General features: G+C 62.3%; 15 protein-coding genes and 1 riboswitch. Of the genes, 8 read left to right on the top strand and 7 right to left on the bottom strand.

Annotated elements, in window-relative coordinates:
- Positions 1-19: 19 nt before the first annotated feature.
- The 6 genes from EVC45_RS10440 to EVC45_RS10415 form a co-directional block, all read right to left on the bottom strand.
- Positions 20-583, bottom strand: a complete 564-nt coding sequence (locus EVC45_RS10440) for a hypothetical protein (protein ID WP_129957915.1) — start codon at positions 581-583, stop codon at positions 20-22.
- Positions 584-893: 310 nt separating this feature from the next.
- A complete protein-coding gene (locus EVC45_RS10435; RefSeq protein ID WP_129957914.1) occupies positions 894-1,142 on the bottom strand; it encodes a hypothetical protein in 249 nt (82 codons plus the stop codon).
- Positions 1,143-1,454: 312 nt separating this feature from the next.
- Positions 1,455-1,916, bottom strand: a complete 462-nt coding sequence (locus EVC45_RS10430) for a hypothetical protein (protein WP_168991439.1) — start codon at positions 1,914-1,916, stop codon at positions 1,455-1,457.
- Between the two features lie 174 nt (positions 1,917-2,090).
- Positions 2,091-2,528: a hypothetical protein gene (locus EVC45_RS10425; RefSeq protein WP_129957912.1), complete on the bottom strand. Its 438-nt coding sequence runs from the start codon at positions 2,526-2,528 to the stop codon at positions 2,091-2,093.
- Positions 2,529-2,539: 11 nt separating this feature from the next.
- Positions 2,540-3,091, bottom strand: coding sequence for a hypothetical protein (locus EVC45_RS10420; RefSeq protein WP_129957911.1), 552 nt, complete (start codon positions 3,089-3,091; stop codon positions 2,540-2,542).
- Positions 3,092-4,392: 1,301 nt separating this feature from the next.
- Positions 4,393-5,604: an MFS transporter gene (locus EVC45_RS10415; protein ID WP_129957910.1), complete on the bottom strand. Its 1,212-nt coding sequence runs from the start codon at positions 5,602-5,604 to the stop codon at positions 4,393-4,395.
- Positions 5,605-5,901: 297 nt separating this feature from the next.
- Positions 5,902-6,001: riboswitch (guanidine-I (ykkC/yxkD leader) on the top strand.
- Between the two features lie 57 nt (positions 6,002-6,058).
- Between EVC45_RS10415 and EVC45_RS10410 the strand changes: the two genes are divergently transcribed.
- From EVC45_RS10410 to EVC45_RS10375, 8 genes are all read left to right on the top strand, one after another.
- The gene (locus EVC45_RS10410; RefSeq protein ID WP_129957909.1) at positions 6,059-7,129 is read left to right on the top strand and encodes a putative urea ABC transporter substrate-binding protein; all 1,071 of its coding nucleotides are present in this window, start codon (positions 6,059-6,061) and stop codon (positions 7,127-7,129) included.
- A 76-nt stretch (positions 7,130-7,205) separates the two neighbouring features.
- The gene (locus EVC45_RS10405) at positions 7,206-8,018 is read left to right on the top strand and encodes an ABC transporter permease (protein WP_129957908.1); all 813 of its coding nucleotides are present in this window, start codon (positions 7,206-7,208) and stop codon (positions 8,016-8,018) included.
- Positions 8,015-8,806 carry an ABC transporter ATP-binding protein gene (locus EVC45_RS10400; protein ID WP_129957907.1) on the top strand — a complete coding sequence of 264 codons (792 nt, stop codon included), beginning with the start codon at positions 8,015-8,017 and terminating at the stop codon, positions 8,804-8,806. The genes EVC45_RS10405 and EVC45_RS10400 overlap by 4 nt, the downstream gene beginning before the upstream one ends.
- Before the next feature lie 13 nt (positions 8,807-8,819).
- Positions 8,820-9,536, top strand: coding sequence for an urea amidolyase associated protein UAAP1 (locus EVC45_RS10395; protein ID WP_129957906.1), 717 nt, complete (start codon positions 8,820-8,822; stop codon positions 9,534-9,536).
- A gap of 15 nt (positions 9,537-9,551) precedes the next feature.
- Positions 9,552-10,193: an urea amidolyase associated protein UAAP2 gene (locus EVC45_RS10390; protein WP_129957905.1), complete on the top strand. Its 642-nt coding sequence runs from the start codon at positions 9,552-9,554 to the stop codon at positions 10,191-10,193.
- 172 nt (positions 10,194-10,365) lie between these two features.
- Entirely contained in the window at positions 10,366-13,965 is a 3,600-nt protein-coding gene (gene uca, locus EVC45_RS10385; RefSeq protein WP_129957904.1) for an urea carboxylase, read from the top strand.
- A 17-nt stretch (positions 13,966-13,982) separates the two neighbouring features.
- Positions 13,983-15,824, top strand: coding sequence for an allophanate hydrolase (atzF, locus tag EVC45_RS10380; RefSeq protein ID WP_129957903.1), 1,842 nt, complete (start codon positions 13,983-13,985; stop codon positions 15,822-15,824).
- Positions 15,825-15,889: 65 nt separating this feature from the next.
- Positions 15,890-16,216 carry a hypothetical protein gene (locus EVC45_RS10375; protein ID WP_129957902.1) on the top strand — a complete coding sequence of 109 codons (327 nt, stop codon included), beginning with the start codon at positions 15,890-15,892 and terminating at the stop codon, positions 16,214-16,216.
- 76 nt (positions 16,217-16,292) lie between these two features.
- Here the strand turns inward: EVC45_RS10375 and EVC45_RS10370 are convergent, their stop codons facing one another.
- A complete protein-coding gene (locus EVC45_RS10370) occupies positions 16,293-16,736 on the bottom strand; it encodes a MarR family winged helix-turn-helix transcriptional regulator (protein ID WP_129957901.1) in 444 nt (147 codons plus the stop codon).
- Between the last annotated feature and the right edge of the window lie 60 nt (positions 16,737-16,796).

Genomic DNA, 16,796 nt, shown 5'->3' with positions numbered 1-16,796 from the left:
GCGTGGATTCATTCGTCCCTTAACCCTTCTCCTTGAGAAACGTTGGCGCAGGAAGGTTCGGAGTCGAAATCTGGACAAAAGTGTCCAGACTTGAATCCGTAGCGACGACCGTCTTACCCTTCGCCGTTTGATCCACAACCCATTTGTAGACCGCAAGGGCGTCACGACCGATGTCGGTCGCCGAGAGCTCCTTTCCGGTGCCACCAGTGATATTTTTTTGAGCTATCTTAAGTTCATCATTAATTGCGGAGATAACGTCTGAAGGAATGTTAAGTCGAAGTTCAGGCATGCTGCCTCCATCAGGTAACGTAAAGGCGGACCGCTGGGACTCTGGCAGGTCCACGGTTACTCCAATATTAGTCCACTTTTGATCCATTCCCAAGGCGTTATTTCCGAGATAGCCGGCAGACCTTGTGCAACTGCGTTTGGCATGGCGCTTGTTCTCGCCCCGATAACAGTCAAAGATACAGGTGCATGAACCGGCGAGGTCCGACGCCGGCGGTGTGGGGCCGCTTTCGAGCGAGGCTGTGACATTCGGAGAAACTGACTCAACGACGGGAATGGGTCGATCAGCGACGCTCACGGTGCACTCCGTGAGCGCCTGGCGTACGAAAAAATCCCTTTATTGACGGCACCCCGATTTCTGCTCGAGCGGTTGCACAGCGGGCCACCCTTCGCCGGCAGAGGGCGCGGTCAGATCGCATTGCGCGAACATGTCGTTCTGTGCGATTTTTCTGCGTGTCCTTGGGAAGCCGTCACGCTGTCAAGCGCTTGTATTGCCGCATCGAGCCTGCGACGTTCCGATCTTGAAAAGGCGATACGCACGAGCCACAAGGCCGCCCCAATGGCGGTCGCCAGGTGGATTAGCCTGCGTTCGATCATGGGCGCCCCTATCACTTGTCGTCGGATGCGCTCTTCCACCGGTCGGGTGATACGCTGGTATGCAACCCGAGCTGCTTGGCCGTTGCGACCGGCAGGCGCAGCACAACATCCGCGCCACCTTGCTCCCGCGTGTGCAGTTCGACGCTGACACCCTGCAGCTCCAGATACACCACGCCCGCTTCGAACACTTCTTCATAGAAGTGCCAGGATGGTTCACCAGTCTCGGAACGATGATGTGCGAGAGTCGCTTTGGTGCTCATAGCGTGCCAGTGACTGTCAGGGGTACAGCGAGCAGTGTAGCGTGCCAGGCAGCGATTGTGTGCCACTAGCCTTTGTATAAAGCGATTTGAGTATAGGTGCCAACATGTCGCTTTCGGTGCCAGTTCGCCAAGGAGACCCTGGCTGAGGGGTACGTTACTGGTGCGTGACGGATATGCCGACTGTCGCGACGGCAATGCGCGGCGATCGGATTGCGCGCGACGCGATGGGAAATCAACAGCTAACCTTCAGTTAGCCGTTGCAGTTCCGAATTGATGCTGACCGACTCTTGCTGCTGTTCTAGCGACGGTACGTCAGCGTTTTAAGAGCCCCAGCATGTATTGGCGAAGTGGATCCTTTACGCCGAGGCGATAAAGCCTGATGAAGTCATCGTACGGCCTCGGCGGCCTTTCATCCATCGGCCACTTTTTAGGCCAAAAATTCATCGCGGCAAAAAAGCACCAGACGACAAATCTTTGCATGTGGCCGTTTCCGTTGGCATACGGGTGAATCGCCAAAAAATCGACCATCCTGTCAAGGACAACGTCTAGCCGACTTACGAGCGCTTCGGCAGGGGGCAAGTTCGATGGTGCTCGCACTGCCGTCAGGTCTTCCTGAATCTGCGTTGCAAGTTTCGCCATTGCTACGGCGACATTCGACGAGGGCTCCGTGCTTGCGTTGCCCACGTGCACCTCGTAGTTAACAAGGCAGTCGCGTGAGCCCCGGTACTGCCCAGCGAAATACGGGCAGTCCGGGTGCGTCAGATTCTTGAACATGGCCGCGTGAATAGGACGAGTATCTACCGCCGCGCTTGGCGACAATCGCTTCGTCCGCAAATTCACAAGAAGATCAAAACATCGCGTCTTGACCGTGGCGCCTTTGTCGTACTTATCGTAGTCCCAGTCGTTACATGCGCAACTGGCACATGCGCCAGTGTGTGATGCGTGCATTTAGCTGAACATGCCCTCGACCAAGGAACGCGCCCACGCGTCAATATCGTCGTGCTCGTCATTTTTCTGGTCGGAAATAACTTGGAGCGCGAGAGCTCGCACATCATCCGACATGGTCGGCGCGATACCGGCTTTAAGCAGATCGCTCGCGCTCGCATGCCATTCATTAGTGAGCAGCGACACCATCCGCCGTGCACCCGTTGCCTGTGTGGCATCGGCAGATCTGAGCAACTGCAGATCTTCGGCAGTTCCGCCCTGAGCATTGCCGCCTGCCATAGCCAGCGTTGAGGTAGCCGTGGCGGTCGCCATCAAGACAGACGCAACAATTTTCCACGAGCCTGAGCGACGCTTAGGCTTCGTCTCTTGAATGTGCTTCGGTTGCGTGGTAAGCCCACTTTCGGTCCACGCGCTAACACTAAATTTTTCGAAACCAAACATTTCCTGTCTCCCTAGGCGGCGACGTTAGCCTGAGATTCAATCCGCTCAAGCTCGTCGATCATCGCCATGAGCAGCGATAAGCGGATGTCAACCCGAACGACAGGCTCGACGCTCAACTTCTTACTGAGATGCACAGAGCGCAATGCGAACGGGGAGGCGTGGTAGAAATCCAAGCAAGCCTCCGCGCCAACAATTGCCGCAGCTACGAAGTTCGCGGCAAACGACACTGCTTGATCAGGCTCAACCAAATCAACAGACAGTTTTTCGGACTCAACACCGACTGTTCCCGCGATGTCCGTAAGCGAGGGGCTCATCGCGACAAACGACTGCAAGCACTGCTTGGCACCAAGCTCCGACATCTGGACGATCAGCATAGAGCGAAGCGATGACGTTCCAATGCGCTCCTGTCCGAAAATCAACTTCACTTCACCGCGCGACTGAACCACGCATCCTACGTCCGCAATGTAGCGACGCGAGGGCACAGGCACCTCGTTAAGGTCAAGCCCGAACTGGAAAGAACCGTCCGACGAATCTGTTCCAGGTCTGTGAACCACATCGATCACGACGCCATCTCCTTTGCGGGGAGCGGGGACCTTCGCTGGGTGTTGCGAGCCTTTTGCCATCAAGTTTTAGCTTTCGTGAATCCGTGCGACGCCGCTACGCACATTGTCTGCTTCTCTCGCAAATAACATTGTGCGCCACACTGCATTAATTAACGCAGGTCACTGAAAATTCAATGACTACTGCGGCCCACTTTGCAGTCACGCGGCGAAATGGTTGCCGGTCTAACGGCACTTCAGCGCAAAAATTGAGCCGAAACCGACAAATTATAGTTAGCTGAAATCGTGACACGATTGAAAATACCTATCGCGTTCCGCTGCGGAGCAACAAGAATTCCGGTTACATGGCGGTTACACAAGCGTCAGAAAAGAAAAAGAGTTACAGACCTAAACTGGTAACCCTTTGATTTCTTTGGCCGGAGCGATCGGATTCGAAGCAACCACAAATTCCCAACAAATCAATAACTTAGCTTTCTGCAGGGCTCCCAAGTTACGAAGAGGCCTACCTAGGCGCCTGCGCGAATTCTACCCGCTCCGCTGCTCGCGGACGCTGTAAGCCGCATCCGCGTTCCCGGCCTGACGCGGCCTAGCTCTGCGCAGTTCCCTACCGACCTAGGCACGACATTGGAGACGTGGAGTCATCGACATGGCGCGCTTCGAGCAATGGGCTCGCGATCCTCGCCGGACGTGCGAAGATCTCGAAAACATGAAAAATAGCGCCCTTTCAAAGGGGCAGCGCGACTTTGCGAGGATGCTCCGAGGACCTAGAAAACACGGGCAGAGTGATGGCAGTCGGTCGCCAGCAGACGTTCGTCGACAAAGTGCGAGGGACATTCTTGGCCGTATTCGGTCCAATGACGACAGGCGGAACGCGGCCCCTTTGGTTCATCCCTCGGGGCTGGAGACGGCCTCTCCTAAATGGTCCAGCGGTCATCCACGTACATGAGGTCGCGGCGCTCGTTCGGTCTTACGGTCAGCCGGATATTTCGTGGTGCGCGCCTTGCGGCCTCCAGCTTTTCGGTGCAGCGGCAGTACAGTGCTCAGCTTTTCTGACCTGACCGAAATTACGCTAAACTACTGATGCTAAACAACTTTCTATTTGTCTTGTTTACGGTTAGATAGTCTTAAATTTCAACGACTTACCGCGTTCCACGCCGAATCATAATCCGCAGGTCCGGGGTTCGAATCCCTGATTCGCCACCAGCTTCAAGAAAAAGCCGCTGTCCCACAAGGACAGCGGCTTTTTTGTTTTGCAGCAGCCTCCGCCGTCCGCGTGCAACGCGCCACTACCCGGATAGGCCACGTCAGCCGAACTCGTCACCAGATTCGCCCGGTGTCGGATGAAAGAGCAGCAGCACCACGGTCATCAGACCGAAGACTGCGCCCGCATAAAACGTCGTAGCCGCTCCCAGACGTTCCCACAACTGCCCTGCGATAACGCTCGAAACCAGCGTCACGATGCCGCTCAGCAGGTTGAAGAAACCAAACGCAGTCCCGCGCAGATGCGCAGGCGCCGTGTGCGCGACCATCGTGGAAAGCAGGCCTTGCGTCATCCCCATGTGCAGCCCCCAGAGCGCTACGCCCACGACGACGATGCTCCAGTGGGTGCCGTGCGCAAGCACGAGGTCGGCGCCGATCAATACGACGAGACCACCTATCAGCAGCCGCGTATGACGCATCGTGTCCGCGAGCTTCCCGAAGGGATACGCGGCCAGCGCGTAGACGACATTCATCACCACCATGACCAGCGGAACGAGCGCAATCGGTACGCCGCTGCCCATCGCGCGAAGAACCAGAAAGGCCTCGCTGAATCGCGCCAACGCGAAAACAGCGCCGATCCCGACGACCCACCAGTAGTCCGATCCAAGGTCCCTGAGACTTTGCCACCGCACAGGTTTGCTTCTTTTGGCGTGAGACTCGTGCTGAGGCTCGGTGATACCCAACGTCAACAGCGCGACCGCGAGCACACCGGGAATGACGGCAAGCCAGAACGCAAACCGAAAATTGTCCGCCCACACCAGCATGATCAGAACGGCCAGCAGCGGTCCGAGGAACGCACCGACCGTATCGAGCGACTGGCGCAAGCCGAAGGCCGCGCCACGCAGATGCTGCGGCGTGACATCCGCGATCAGTGCATCACGAGGCGCACCGCGAATCCCCTTGCCGACCCGGTCGATGATGCGCGCCGTCACCACGACGCCCACCGACGACGCAATGGCAAAAAGCGGCTTGCTCATCGCACCGAGCGAATACCCGGCGACTGCCAGCCACTTCCGGTTGCCGAGATAGTCACTGAGCGTTCCCGAAAACACCTTGACGATTTGGGCAGTGGCCTCCGCGATGCCTTCGATGAGCCCAATCGCGCCGGCACCGGCACCAAGGCCTGCGAGCAGAAACATCGGCAGCAGGCTGTGGATGATTTCGGATGAGATGTCCATGCAAAGACTCACCCATCCCAGCACCCACACGCTGCGCGGAATCTGCCGGACGACATTGACTTGCGATTCGTTTCGCATTCGATAGCGATGGCATCAAATAACACGTTCGAACGGCGCGGCCGCACGCGAGCGCCAATACGGCGTGCTGCGACCGCTACATCTTATCCGGCATCGCCGGGTCGGATACCTGTCCTCCGCGCCCGAATCGAGTGCACGCGCTGACACACATCAGTGCACACGCTCCCCGCCCCAGGGCAATAACTTCCCCTTCGCCGCACCAAGCCCCGACCAATCCAGGACATCTCACCTGGCACGCTTCCCGCTTTAAAGAGCGTGCAAGGAGCCGGCGCAACCTCCGGTTCGACGAACAATCTGGAAATGGACGGCTAGGGTTCCGGCCTGCTTCACGCAGGTGCTGGTCCGAGAGCTGTCGACCTCTGGCGAGGTTACACGGCGGGACAAAAGCCCGGGAGAGAACGCGATGTTTGCGCTGCTCCCTGCCGTCGCTAACCGTCCCCTCCGAGGTCAACCCATGTTCAAGCTCGTTCGCTGTCTTGGCATCGCCGCCGTCTCCCTCGCCACCTTCGCCTCGAGCCCCACGTTCGCCGCGGGCCGCAACGACTTCAAGGTCTGCTGGACCATCTACGCCGGCTGGATGCCGTGGGGTGAAGCGAAAACCCAGGGCATCGTGTCCAAATGGGCCAAGAAATACGGCATCAATGTCGATGTCGTGCAACTGAACGACTACGTCGAATCGATCAATCAATACACCGCCGGCAAGTTCGACGGCTGCGCGATGACCAACATGGATGCGCTGACGATTCCCGCCACCGGCGGCGTGGATTCGACGGCCCTGATCGTCAGCGACTATTCGAACGGCAACGACGGCGTGCTGATGAAGGGCAAGGGCAAGCAGATCGCCGACCTGAAGGGACAGCAGGTCAACCTCGTGCAGTTCTCCGTCTCCCACTACCTGCTGGCACGCGCACTCGAAAGCGCGCATCTGAGCGAGCGCGACCTCAAGGTCGTGAACACCTCGGATGCCGACATCTCCGGCGCATTCGCAACCCCCACAGTTCGCAACGCGGTCACCTGGAATCCGATGCTCGCCGATCTGAAGTCGCAGCCGAACGTCAGCGAAGTGTTCGACTCGAGCAAGATCCCCGGCGAAATCATGGACATGATGGTCGTCAACACGAAGACGCTGCAGCAGAACCCCGCCCTCGGCAAAGCGCTGACCGGCGCATGGTTCGAAATGGTCGCGCTGATGCACACCGACTCCGCGGCCAGCACGACCGCGTTGACTGCAATGGCGAAGGCCTCGGGCACCGATCTCGCCAACTTCAAGGGCCAACTGTCGACAACCGCCCTGTTCTATTCGCCGCAAGCCGCGCTCGACTTCGTCACCAGCGCCGACATGCCGAAGATCATGACGCGCGTCGCGAAGTTCTCGTTCGATCACGGCCTGCTAGGCCAGGACGCGAAGAGCGCGGACGCGGTCGGCATGGCGTTCGACAAGGGCGTCGTGGTCGGCAACAAGAGCAACGTCAAGCTGCGTTTCGATCCGACCTACGTCGCGATGGCGGCCGCGGGCAAGCTCTGACACGGACCAGCCTGCCACTCGCCGCGGGCTCGCTAGCGCGGGCTCGCATTCCCAGGTTTCCAACCGGGCGCTCACCATGCGACTGATCAATCGACATCCGAGCCGGATCGGCGGCTTGATGCTGCTCCTGCTGCCATTCGTCGTGCTGTTCGCGGTCTACTTCACCGGATCCTCGATGCGGCTCTCCATCAATCCCGATGACAAGCTGCTGCCGAGCGCGGCGCAAATGAGCGACGCGGTGAAGCTGGCCGCCTTCACCGAGGACAAGCGCACCGGCGAATATCTGTTGTGGACCGACACGCTGTCGAGCTTGCGGCGGCTCGGCATCGGCCTCGTCGTGAGCGCGGTGATCGCGCTGGTCGCCGCGATCGCGACCGGTTCGTTTCCGCTCGTCAGCGCGACGCTGTCGCCGTTCATCACCGTGATCTCGATGGTGCCGCCGCTGGCGGTGCTGCCGATCCTGTTCATCGTGTTCGGGCTCGACGAGCTGTCGAAGGTCGTGCTGATCGTGGTCGGCATCACGCCGGTGATCATTCGCGATCTGCATGCCCGTACCCGCGAGATTCCGGTCGAGCTGTGGGTCAAGGCGCAGACGCTCGGCGCCACCAGCTGGACCTTGATTCTGCGTCTGGTGCTGCCGCAACTGCTGCCGCGTCTGCTGGTGGCGACGCGTCTGTCTCTCGGCGCGGCGTGGCTCTTTCTGATCGCCGCCGAAGCCATCGCGTCGACCGATGGCCTCGGCTATCGCATCTTTCTCGTGCGCCGCTATCTGTCGATGGACCTGATCCTGCCGTACGTCGCGTGGATCACGCTGCTCGCGTGGCTCACCGACGAGCTGCTGCGCCGGATCACACAGTGGTGCTTCCCGTGGTACGGAGGCGCGCGATGATCGAAGTCCGCAACGTCTGGAAAGAGTATGGCGACCAGGTCGTGCTCGAACGTTTGAATCTGACCGTCAAGGAAGGCGAGTTCTGTTCGATGGTGGGCGCATCCGGCTGCGGCAAGTCGACGTTTCTGCGGCTGCTGCTCGGCCAGGAGCGCGCGACGCGCGGCGAGATCCTGCTGGACGGCAAGCCGCTGCCCAGCGAACCGGACCGGCATCGCGGCGTGGTGTTTCAACGCTACTCGGTGTTCGACCATCTGAGCGTCTTGCGCAACGTGATGCTGGGGCTTGAGCTTCCCCACGCGAAGTTCACCGGCCGGCTGTTCGGTGCCCGTCGGCGCGTGGCGCGTGACGAGGCCGCGGCGATGCTCGAGCGCGTCGGACTGGGCGCTGCGTTGAACAAGTTCCCGCAGCAACTGTCGGGCGGCATGCAGCAACGCCTCGCGATCGCGCAGGCGCTGATGATGAAGCCTCGCGTGCTGCTGCTCGACGAACCGTTCGGCGCGCTCGACCCCGGTATTCGCAAAGACATGCACGAGCTGCTGTCCGACCTCTGGCGCGAAGCGAAGCTGACGATCTTCATGGTCACGCATGACCTGAAAGAAGGCTTCATGTTGGGAAGCCGTGTGCTGGTTTTCGACAAGGTGCGCGTCGACCCGCAAGCACCGGGTGCCTACGGCGCACGCATCACCTACAACATTCCGCTCGATCGCAGCCGCGATTCCGTGTCCGCCGTGCATCTCGCCGAAGCGGCCGTGCGAGGCGCAGCGCATATCGAACTGGTCTCCGACTGAAGGGAACTCAGGTATGAACCCAGATACGACCTTACTGCTTGAAGAAATCGTCCCGGGTGGCGGTCATACGTCGCTGATCGTCAAGCGCGGTCAATCGCTGCGTATTACCGACCTGCGCGGCGGCGCGAACGTCAGCGTGATGATGGTCAACGCGACGGAAAAGAGCGAACGGCTGAATCTGCCGGATTCGCTGAAGTGCCAGCACACGGCGAGGCTCACGGTCGGGCACTGCCTGTATTCCGACATGGGCCGCGTGCTGGCCGCGATCGTCGCGGATACCTGCGGCTGGCACGACAGCATCGGCGGTGTTTCGAACGCCGACGAGGTTCGCGAACGATACGGCGCAGGCCGCTACCAGGAGCTGCGCAACGCGTTCTATCGCAACGGCACGGACAACCTGCTCGTCGAAATGGGCAAGTGGGGGCTCGGCATCACGGACCTGTTGATGACGCTCAATCTGTTTAGCCGTGTCGACGTCAGCGACGACGGCGTGCTCAGTTTCGTGCCCGGCAACTCGAAGGCCGGCCACTACGTCGAGCTCTACGCGCCGATGCACACGCTCGTCGTGCTCACCGCGATCCAGCACCCGCTCGACCCGAACCCCGAGTACGCGCCAAGGCCCGTCAAGCTCGAACTGAGCGCCGCGCGGCCCGAGGTCGCCGAAGTTTGCCGTACCGCATGCGACGAGAACGCACGCGGTTTCATCAACACAGACCGCTTCTTTCTTTGAGCGAAGGCCACGCTTATGACCAGCACGCTTATCGTCAGCGACAAACGTCCGGAATCCGCGGTGCATCGCGAGACACTCGCCGCGGGTGAACCGTGGCTTCACGAGGTGAAGGCCGGCCAAACGCTGCGCATCGTCGATCTCGAAGGCAATCAGGCGGTCGACACGCTGTTCTACAGTGTCGCCGATCCGCGTGAGCGCTTCGACCCGCAACGCACGTTGCGCCGGCAAAAGAGCCTCTATCTGACGACCGGCTCGGTGCTGTATTCGAACCTCGGCAGGCCGATGCTGACGATCGTCGCCGACACCTGCGGGCGCCACGATACGCTCGGCGGCGCCTGCGCGCAGGAGAGCAACACGGTGCGCTATGCGCTGGAGAAGCGCTACATGCACAGCTGCCGCGACAACTTCCTGCGTGCCTGTGCTCACGACGGCCGCCTGTCGAAGCAGGACATCGGCGCGAACGTGAACTTCTTCATGAACGTGCCGGTGACGGCGACGGGCGGGCTCAGTTTCGAAGACGGCATTTCGGCGCCGGGCAAATACGTCGAATTGCGCGCCGAGATGGACGTGATCGTGCTGATCTCCAACTGCCCGCAGCTGAACAATCCGTGCAACGCCTACAACCCGACGCCCGCGGAGCTGCTGATATGGAACTGAAGCGCATCCGCCACTGGCTGTTTCTGCTGATGCTGGTTCGCTCGGGCCGCTACTTCACCCGTACGCGCGAAGAACTGACCCAGACCGATCGCTGACGCGACTTCGGCCGTGGACGACCACGGCCGGCCAATCCCACGGCGGGACGGCCCGCCTCCGAATCAACACACCTTCCATGTTCGAGAAGATTCTGATCGCCAATCGCGGCGCTATCGCGTGCCGCATTCTGAGGACGTTGCGCGAACTCGACGTCACCGGCGTCGCCGTCTATGCGGAGGCCGACAGAGCGAGCCGCCACGTCAGCGAAGCGCCGGTCGCGCATGCGCTCGGCGAGGGTCCCGCCGCGCTGACTTATCTCGACGTGGACAAAATCCTCGCGATTGCGCGTCGCGAAGGCGTGCAGGCGATCCATCCCGGCTACGGCTTCCTGTCGGAGAACGCGGCGTTCGGCGAAGCCTGCGAAGCGGCCGGCATCGCGTTCATCGGACCGACGCCCGCGCAGCTTCGCGCGTTCGGCCTCAAGCACACGGCCCGCGAAATCGCGGCGAAGCAAGGCGTGCCGATGCTCGAAGGCACGGGGCTGCTCGCGGACCTGGCGGCGGCGCTCGCGGCGGCACAGACCATCGGCTATCCGGTGATGCTGAAAAGCACCGCGGGCGGCGGCGGCATCGGCATGCGGGTGTGCTGGCACGCCGACGACCTCGGCGCCCATTTTGACGCGGTCAAGCGCCTAGGCGAAAACAACTTCAGCGATGCCGGCGTGTTTCTGGAGAAGTACATCGAACGGGCGCGGCATCTGGAAGTGCAGGTATTCGGCGACGGCAAAGGCGACGCGCTCGCGCTCGGCGTGCGCGACTGCTCAGTGCAGCGGCGCAATCAGAAGGTGCTCGAGGAAACGCCGGCGCCCTGCCTGCCCGACGGTATTCAGGCCGCGTTGTGCGCGGCGGCGGTCAAGCTCGCGAAAGCCGTCGACTATCGATCCGCCGGCACCGTCGAGTTCGTCTACGACAGCGCCGCTGAACGGTTCTACTTCCTCGAAGTCAATACGCGTCTGCAGGTCGAGCACGGCGTCACCGAACAGGTGTGGGGCGTGGACCTCGTGCGCTGGATGATCGAACTCGCGGCCGGCACGCTCGCGCCGCTGAAGGACCTGGCCGCGGGCCTGACGCCGCGAGGGCACGCGATCCAGGCGCGGCTCTACGCGGAAGACCCGGGGCGCGATTTCAAACCGAGTCCGGGCCTCCTGACCGATGTCGCGTTCCCGCACGCGGACGGGCGCGCATTGCGCATCGATACATGGATCGAGGCCGGTTGCGAAGTGCCGCCGTACTTCGACCCGATGCTCGCGAAAGTGATCGCGTGGTCGACGACTCGCGATGAAGCGCGCGAAGCGCTCGACGACGCGCTGCGCAACACCCGCCTCTACGGCGTCGAAACGAATCGCGACTATCTGCGCCAGATTCTGCGCGACCGGCCGTTTGCGTCGGGCGAACCGTGGACTCGATGTCTGGAAGAGCTCAGGTATCAGGCCAGCACGGTCGAAGTCGTCAGCGGCGGCACGCAAACCACGGTGCAGGACTATCCAGGGCGCCTGGGTTACTGGGCGGTCGGCATCCCGCCTTCAGGGCCGATGGACGACCGGGCGATGCGGCTCGGCAATCGCCTGCTCGGCAACGCGGCCGACGCCGCCGCGCTCGAAGTCACGATGAGCGGGCCGACGCTGCGCTTCAATACGGATGCCGTGATCGCCATCACCGGCGCGCAGATTCCGGTGCTGCTCGACGAGGTCGCGCAGCCGCTGAACACGACCATTCACGTAAAGGCGGGTTCGACGCTCGCGCTCGGCACGATCCGCGGCGCGGGCGCGCGCGCTTATCTATGCGCGCGCGGCGGCTTCGACGTCGCGCTGTATCTCGGCAGCCGCAGCACCTTTACGCTCGGCCAGTTCGGCGGGCATGGCGGCCGCGCGATCCGCGCGGGCGACGTGCTGCATCTCTATCCGCTCGACGACGCGCAAGCCGGCGCGGCGCTCGTCGACGCACCGACGCTCGACGGCGTGCGCACCCTTCGCGTGATCTACGGCCCGCACGGCGCACCCGAATACTTCAGCGCCCGCTATATCGCGCAACTGCTCGACACCGAGTGGGAGGTTCACTTCAACTCCAGCCGTACCGGCGTGCGCCTGATCGGACCGAAACCCGAGTGGGCGCGCGAGGACGGCGGCGAAGCCGGACTGCATCCGTCGAACATTCACGACAATCCGTACGCGGTCGGCGCCGTCGACTTCACCGGCGACATGCCCGTGATTCTCGGGCCCGACGGCCCGAGTCTCGGCGGCTTCGTGTGTCCGGTGACGATCATCGAGGCGGACCTCTGGCAGGTCGGCCAGCTAAAAGCGGGCGACAAGATCCGCTTCGCGCCCGTCGAAGTCGACGAAGCGCGTGCGGCTGCGGGTGAGCGTCGTCGGGAACTGGAGAGCCTCGACATTGCACCGGGCGCGCGAGTCGAAACAAGCGCAACGCTGACCTCGCCGATCGTGCTCGACACCGGCGCGGACCGCGACAGACTCGTCGCGCGCGTCTCCGGCGACACGCATCTGCTGCTCGAAATCGGACCGGCGGAACTCGATCTCGTGGCGCGGTTTCGCGGGCATGCGCTGATGCAGTCCCTCGAAGCGAAGCATCTGACCGGCGTCATCGATCTGACGCCGGGCATCCGTTCGCTGCAGATCCACTACCGGCCCGAGGATCTGCCGCTCGCCAGATTGCTCGACCTCGTCGCGCAGGCCTGGGACGAGGTCTTGCTGCACAAGGACCTGCGCGTGCCATCGCGAATCGTTCATCTGCCGCTGTCCTGGGACGACCCCGCGTGCCAGCTCGCGATCGAAAAATACATGACCACCGTGCGCAAGGATGCGCCCTGGTGCCCGAGCAACCTCGAATTCATTCGCCGCATCAACGACCTCGACTCGATCGACGCGGTCAGGCAGATCGTCTTCGATGCGAGCTATCTGGTGATGGGCCTCGGCGACGTGTACCTCGGCGCACCGGTCGCGACGCCGCTCGACCCGCGTCACCGGCTGGTCACGACGAAATACAACCCGGCGCGCACGTGGACCGCGGAGAACTCGGTCGGCATCGGCGGCGCATATCTGTGCGTGTATGGCATGGAAGGGCCGGGCGGCTATCAATTCGTCGGCCGCACATTGCAGATGTGGAATCGCTACCGCGATGTCGCGGATTTCGCCGGACAGCACTATTTGCTGCGCTTCTTCGACCAGATTCGCTTCTACGAGGTGTCGGCCGACGAACTGTTGCGGATCCGCGCGGACTTCCCGCTTGGGCGTTATCCGTTGCGGATCGAAGCGTCCGAGCTTTCGCTGCCGGACTATCAGGCGTTTCTCGCGAGCGAATCCGTCAGCATCGAGCAGTTCCGTTCAAGGCAGCAGGCGGCCTTTCAGGCGGAGCGCGAGCGGTGGCGTGAAGCCGGCACTGCGGAAGTCTCGTTCGAGACGCCGGTCGCCGAAGACCTTCAGGCGGCTCCGCTGAAAGACGGTGAAGTCGCCGTGGACAGCGAGATCGCCGGCAGCCTGTGGCAAGTGAAGGTCAAAACCGGCGACACGGTCGACGCGGGCGATGTGCTGCTGATCATCGAGTCGATGAAGATGGAAATCTCGGTGTGTGCGCCGTGCGCCGGAATCGTCGGCGAGATCCACGTGGCACCGGGTTCGCCCGTGCGCGCGGGACAGCGCGTCGCGGTCGTCGAACGTCACTAATTATCTGGACGCAAACTATGTCGTCATTCTCGTCATCCTCGTCATTCGATCTTCGCCTGCCGACGCTTCGCGCCGCTTATCGCGCGGGAACGCTCACGCCGCGCGGGCTCGTCGCTGAACTGCTCGAAAAAGCCGCGGCGCTCAATCCGTCGTTCAATCTGTTCATCCATCTTCTGACCGAAGACGAAGTCGCGCCCTACCTGGACCGGCTCGACACGCAAGACGTCGAAAGCCTGCCGCTCTATGGCGTGCCGTTCGCGATCAAGGACAACATCGATCTCGCCGGCATCCAGACGACCGCCGCGTGTCCCGCGTTCGCGTACACGCCGTCGCGATCGGCAAGCGTCGTCGCGCAGTTGATCGCGCTCGGCGCGATACCGCTCGGCAAGACCAATCTCGATCAGTTCGCAACCGGCCTGAACGGCACCCGGTCGCCGTATGGCAAGTGCCGCAATAGCGTGCATCCCGACTATCCGTCGGGCGGCTCGAGTGCGGGGTCGTCGCTCGCGGTCGCGCTCGGCGTCGCCAGTTTCGCGCTCGGCACCGACACGGCCGGCTCCGGTCGCGTGCCTGCCGCGCTGAACAATCTCATCGGTCTGAAGCCGACCAAAGGGCTGCTGTCCACCGCTGGGGTGGTGCCCGCGTGCCGCACGCTCGATTGCGTGACGTTCTTCACGGCGACCGCGCAAGAAGCGAGCGAACTGCTTGCGTTGAGCGCGCGCCCCGATCCCCGCGATGCATACAGCCGCGCGAATCCGCAATGGAATACGGCACGCGCGTTCGGCAAGCCAACGGCGTTCAGGTTCGGCGTGCCGGCGCAACTCGAATTCGCCGGCTGCGCCGAGAGCCCCGAGCTGTTCGCGAAGGCGCGCGCGTTGCTCGAAGCGGCAGGAGGCGAAGCTGTCGAAATCGACTTCACGCCGTTTGTCGAAGCCGCCAGGCTGCTCTATCAGGGGCCGTGGGTGGCTGAGCGTTACAGCGTGGCGGGCGAGTTGATGACGGAGAGGCCCGCTGCGGTTTTGCCCGTGATTCGCGACGTATTGGCGAAGGCGCCCGCCGCGACCGCGGTCGAACTGTTTCGCGCGCAGTATCGCTTGCAGGAATTGAAGGCCGTCTGCGACACATCGATCGACTCGCTCGATTTCGTTCTGACGCCGACCTATCCGCGTGCCGTGACGCTCGACGAACTGGAGCGCGACCCGATCGGCCCGAATTCCCTGCTCGGCTATTACACGAACTTCATGAATCTGCTGGACTATGCCGCGGTCGCTACGCCGACCGGTTTCATGAAGAATGGTCTGCCGTGGGGCGTGACCGTTTTTGGCCGCGCATTCACCGACCAGTACCTGTTGGGCGTGGCCGACCTGCTGCAACGAGAGAGCGGCGTGCATTGCGTCGGAGGCCTGAGCGTCGAGCCGGAACAGCCTGGCGATCGACGCGCGGCGACCCACGACCGCATGCGGATCGCGGTCTGCGGCGCCCACATGCAAGGTTTGCCGCTCAACCGGGATCTGCTCGCGCGACGCGCGCGGCTCGTGCAGGCCACGCACACCGCGGGTCGGTATCGGCTGTCGGCGCTGCCTGAGTCGGCCGACGGCACGCGGCGCCCAGGCCTATGGCGCGTCACCGAGGGCGGCGCAAAAATTGCCATCGAAGTGTGGGAAATGCCTGGCGCGGAGTTCGGCTCGTTCATCGCGACCGTTCCGTCTCCGCTGGTTCTGGGGAAGGTCGAACTGCTGGACGGTTCGTGGGTGACCGGCTTCCTGTGCGAGCCGTACGGCGTGAAGACGGGAACCGATATCTCGGAGTTGGGCGGATGGCGAGCATGGCTTGCCAGCGAGCGTGGCGCAAGCTTCTGATGGAACGAACGGTGAGCGGCGGCGTCGCAGGGTATATTCGGCCGCAACTTCGAGGAGGTTCCTGAATGACGTTCCGCACCGTCGCGCTCGCCGCAACCACCGCTGCGCTCACGACCGCCGCCCTCACCGCACACGCCCAAACTCCGACCCCGTCCGATAGTCAATGGCGCGCCAGTTCGACGATGCTCGCGACGCTGCTGCAGGACGGCTACAAGATCGTCGCCGTCGTCAACAACGGGCCCGCCGACACGATCTTCGTGCAGCGCGATCAGAGCGCGTTCAAATGCATCGATCCGCAGCAAGCGGATGGAAAAGCGAAAACGTCGGTAGCGCCGGGCTGTTACGAGCTGGTGCCGCCGAGCGGCACCGCGCCGGCGTCAGAATCCAAATAACATGAACTGAAGCGCGAGCCCACCGCTGCCCCGGCTCGCGCGAAAGACGACGGCGTCGCGCCGCCACCGCGACGCTTCAGCGATCCACCAGCCGGCTCAGATTGCCGCGCACCCGCTGCAGCAGCGCGATCAACTGCGCCGCTTCTTCGTCGCTGAAACCATTGAGCGCTTCGAGCGCGACCTCGTCGCCGACCTTGCGCGCCTTGCCGAGCGTGCGCTCGGCCTTCGGCGTCATGCGCACCTGGCGTTCGCGGCGATCCTGCGGATTCGCGGTCCGCTCGATCCAGCCGCCCTCCTCCATCCGGTCGAGCAGCCGTCCAGCCGAGATCGGCGCGACCTCGAGCAGATCCGCGAGCCGCGCCTGATTGATGTCGCCGTAATGGCCAAGATAGGCCAGCACGCGACACTGCGCGCGCGTCAGATCGACCGACGACTTCGCGAGATCGTCGAAACGCTTGCCCGCCAGCCGGCCGACGTCGTAGATCAGAAAGCCGAAGCGCTCTTCGAATTGGGTTTTCATGCGCGGATTATACGGAAGCGCTTCGGCGTACGACGCGACCGCGCATGCGTTCCAGCGTCA

The organism is Paraburkholderia sp. UYCP14C (assembly GCF_004197395.1).
GTDB lineage: Bacteria > Pseudomonadota > Gammaproteobacteria > Burkholderiales > Burkholderiaceae > Paraburkholderia.
This window is presented reverse-complemented; position numbering and strand designations above follow the sequence as displayed.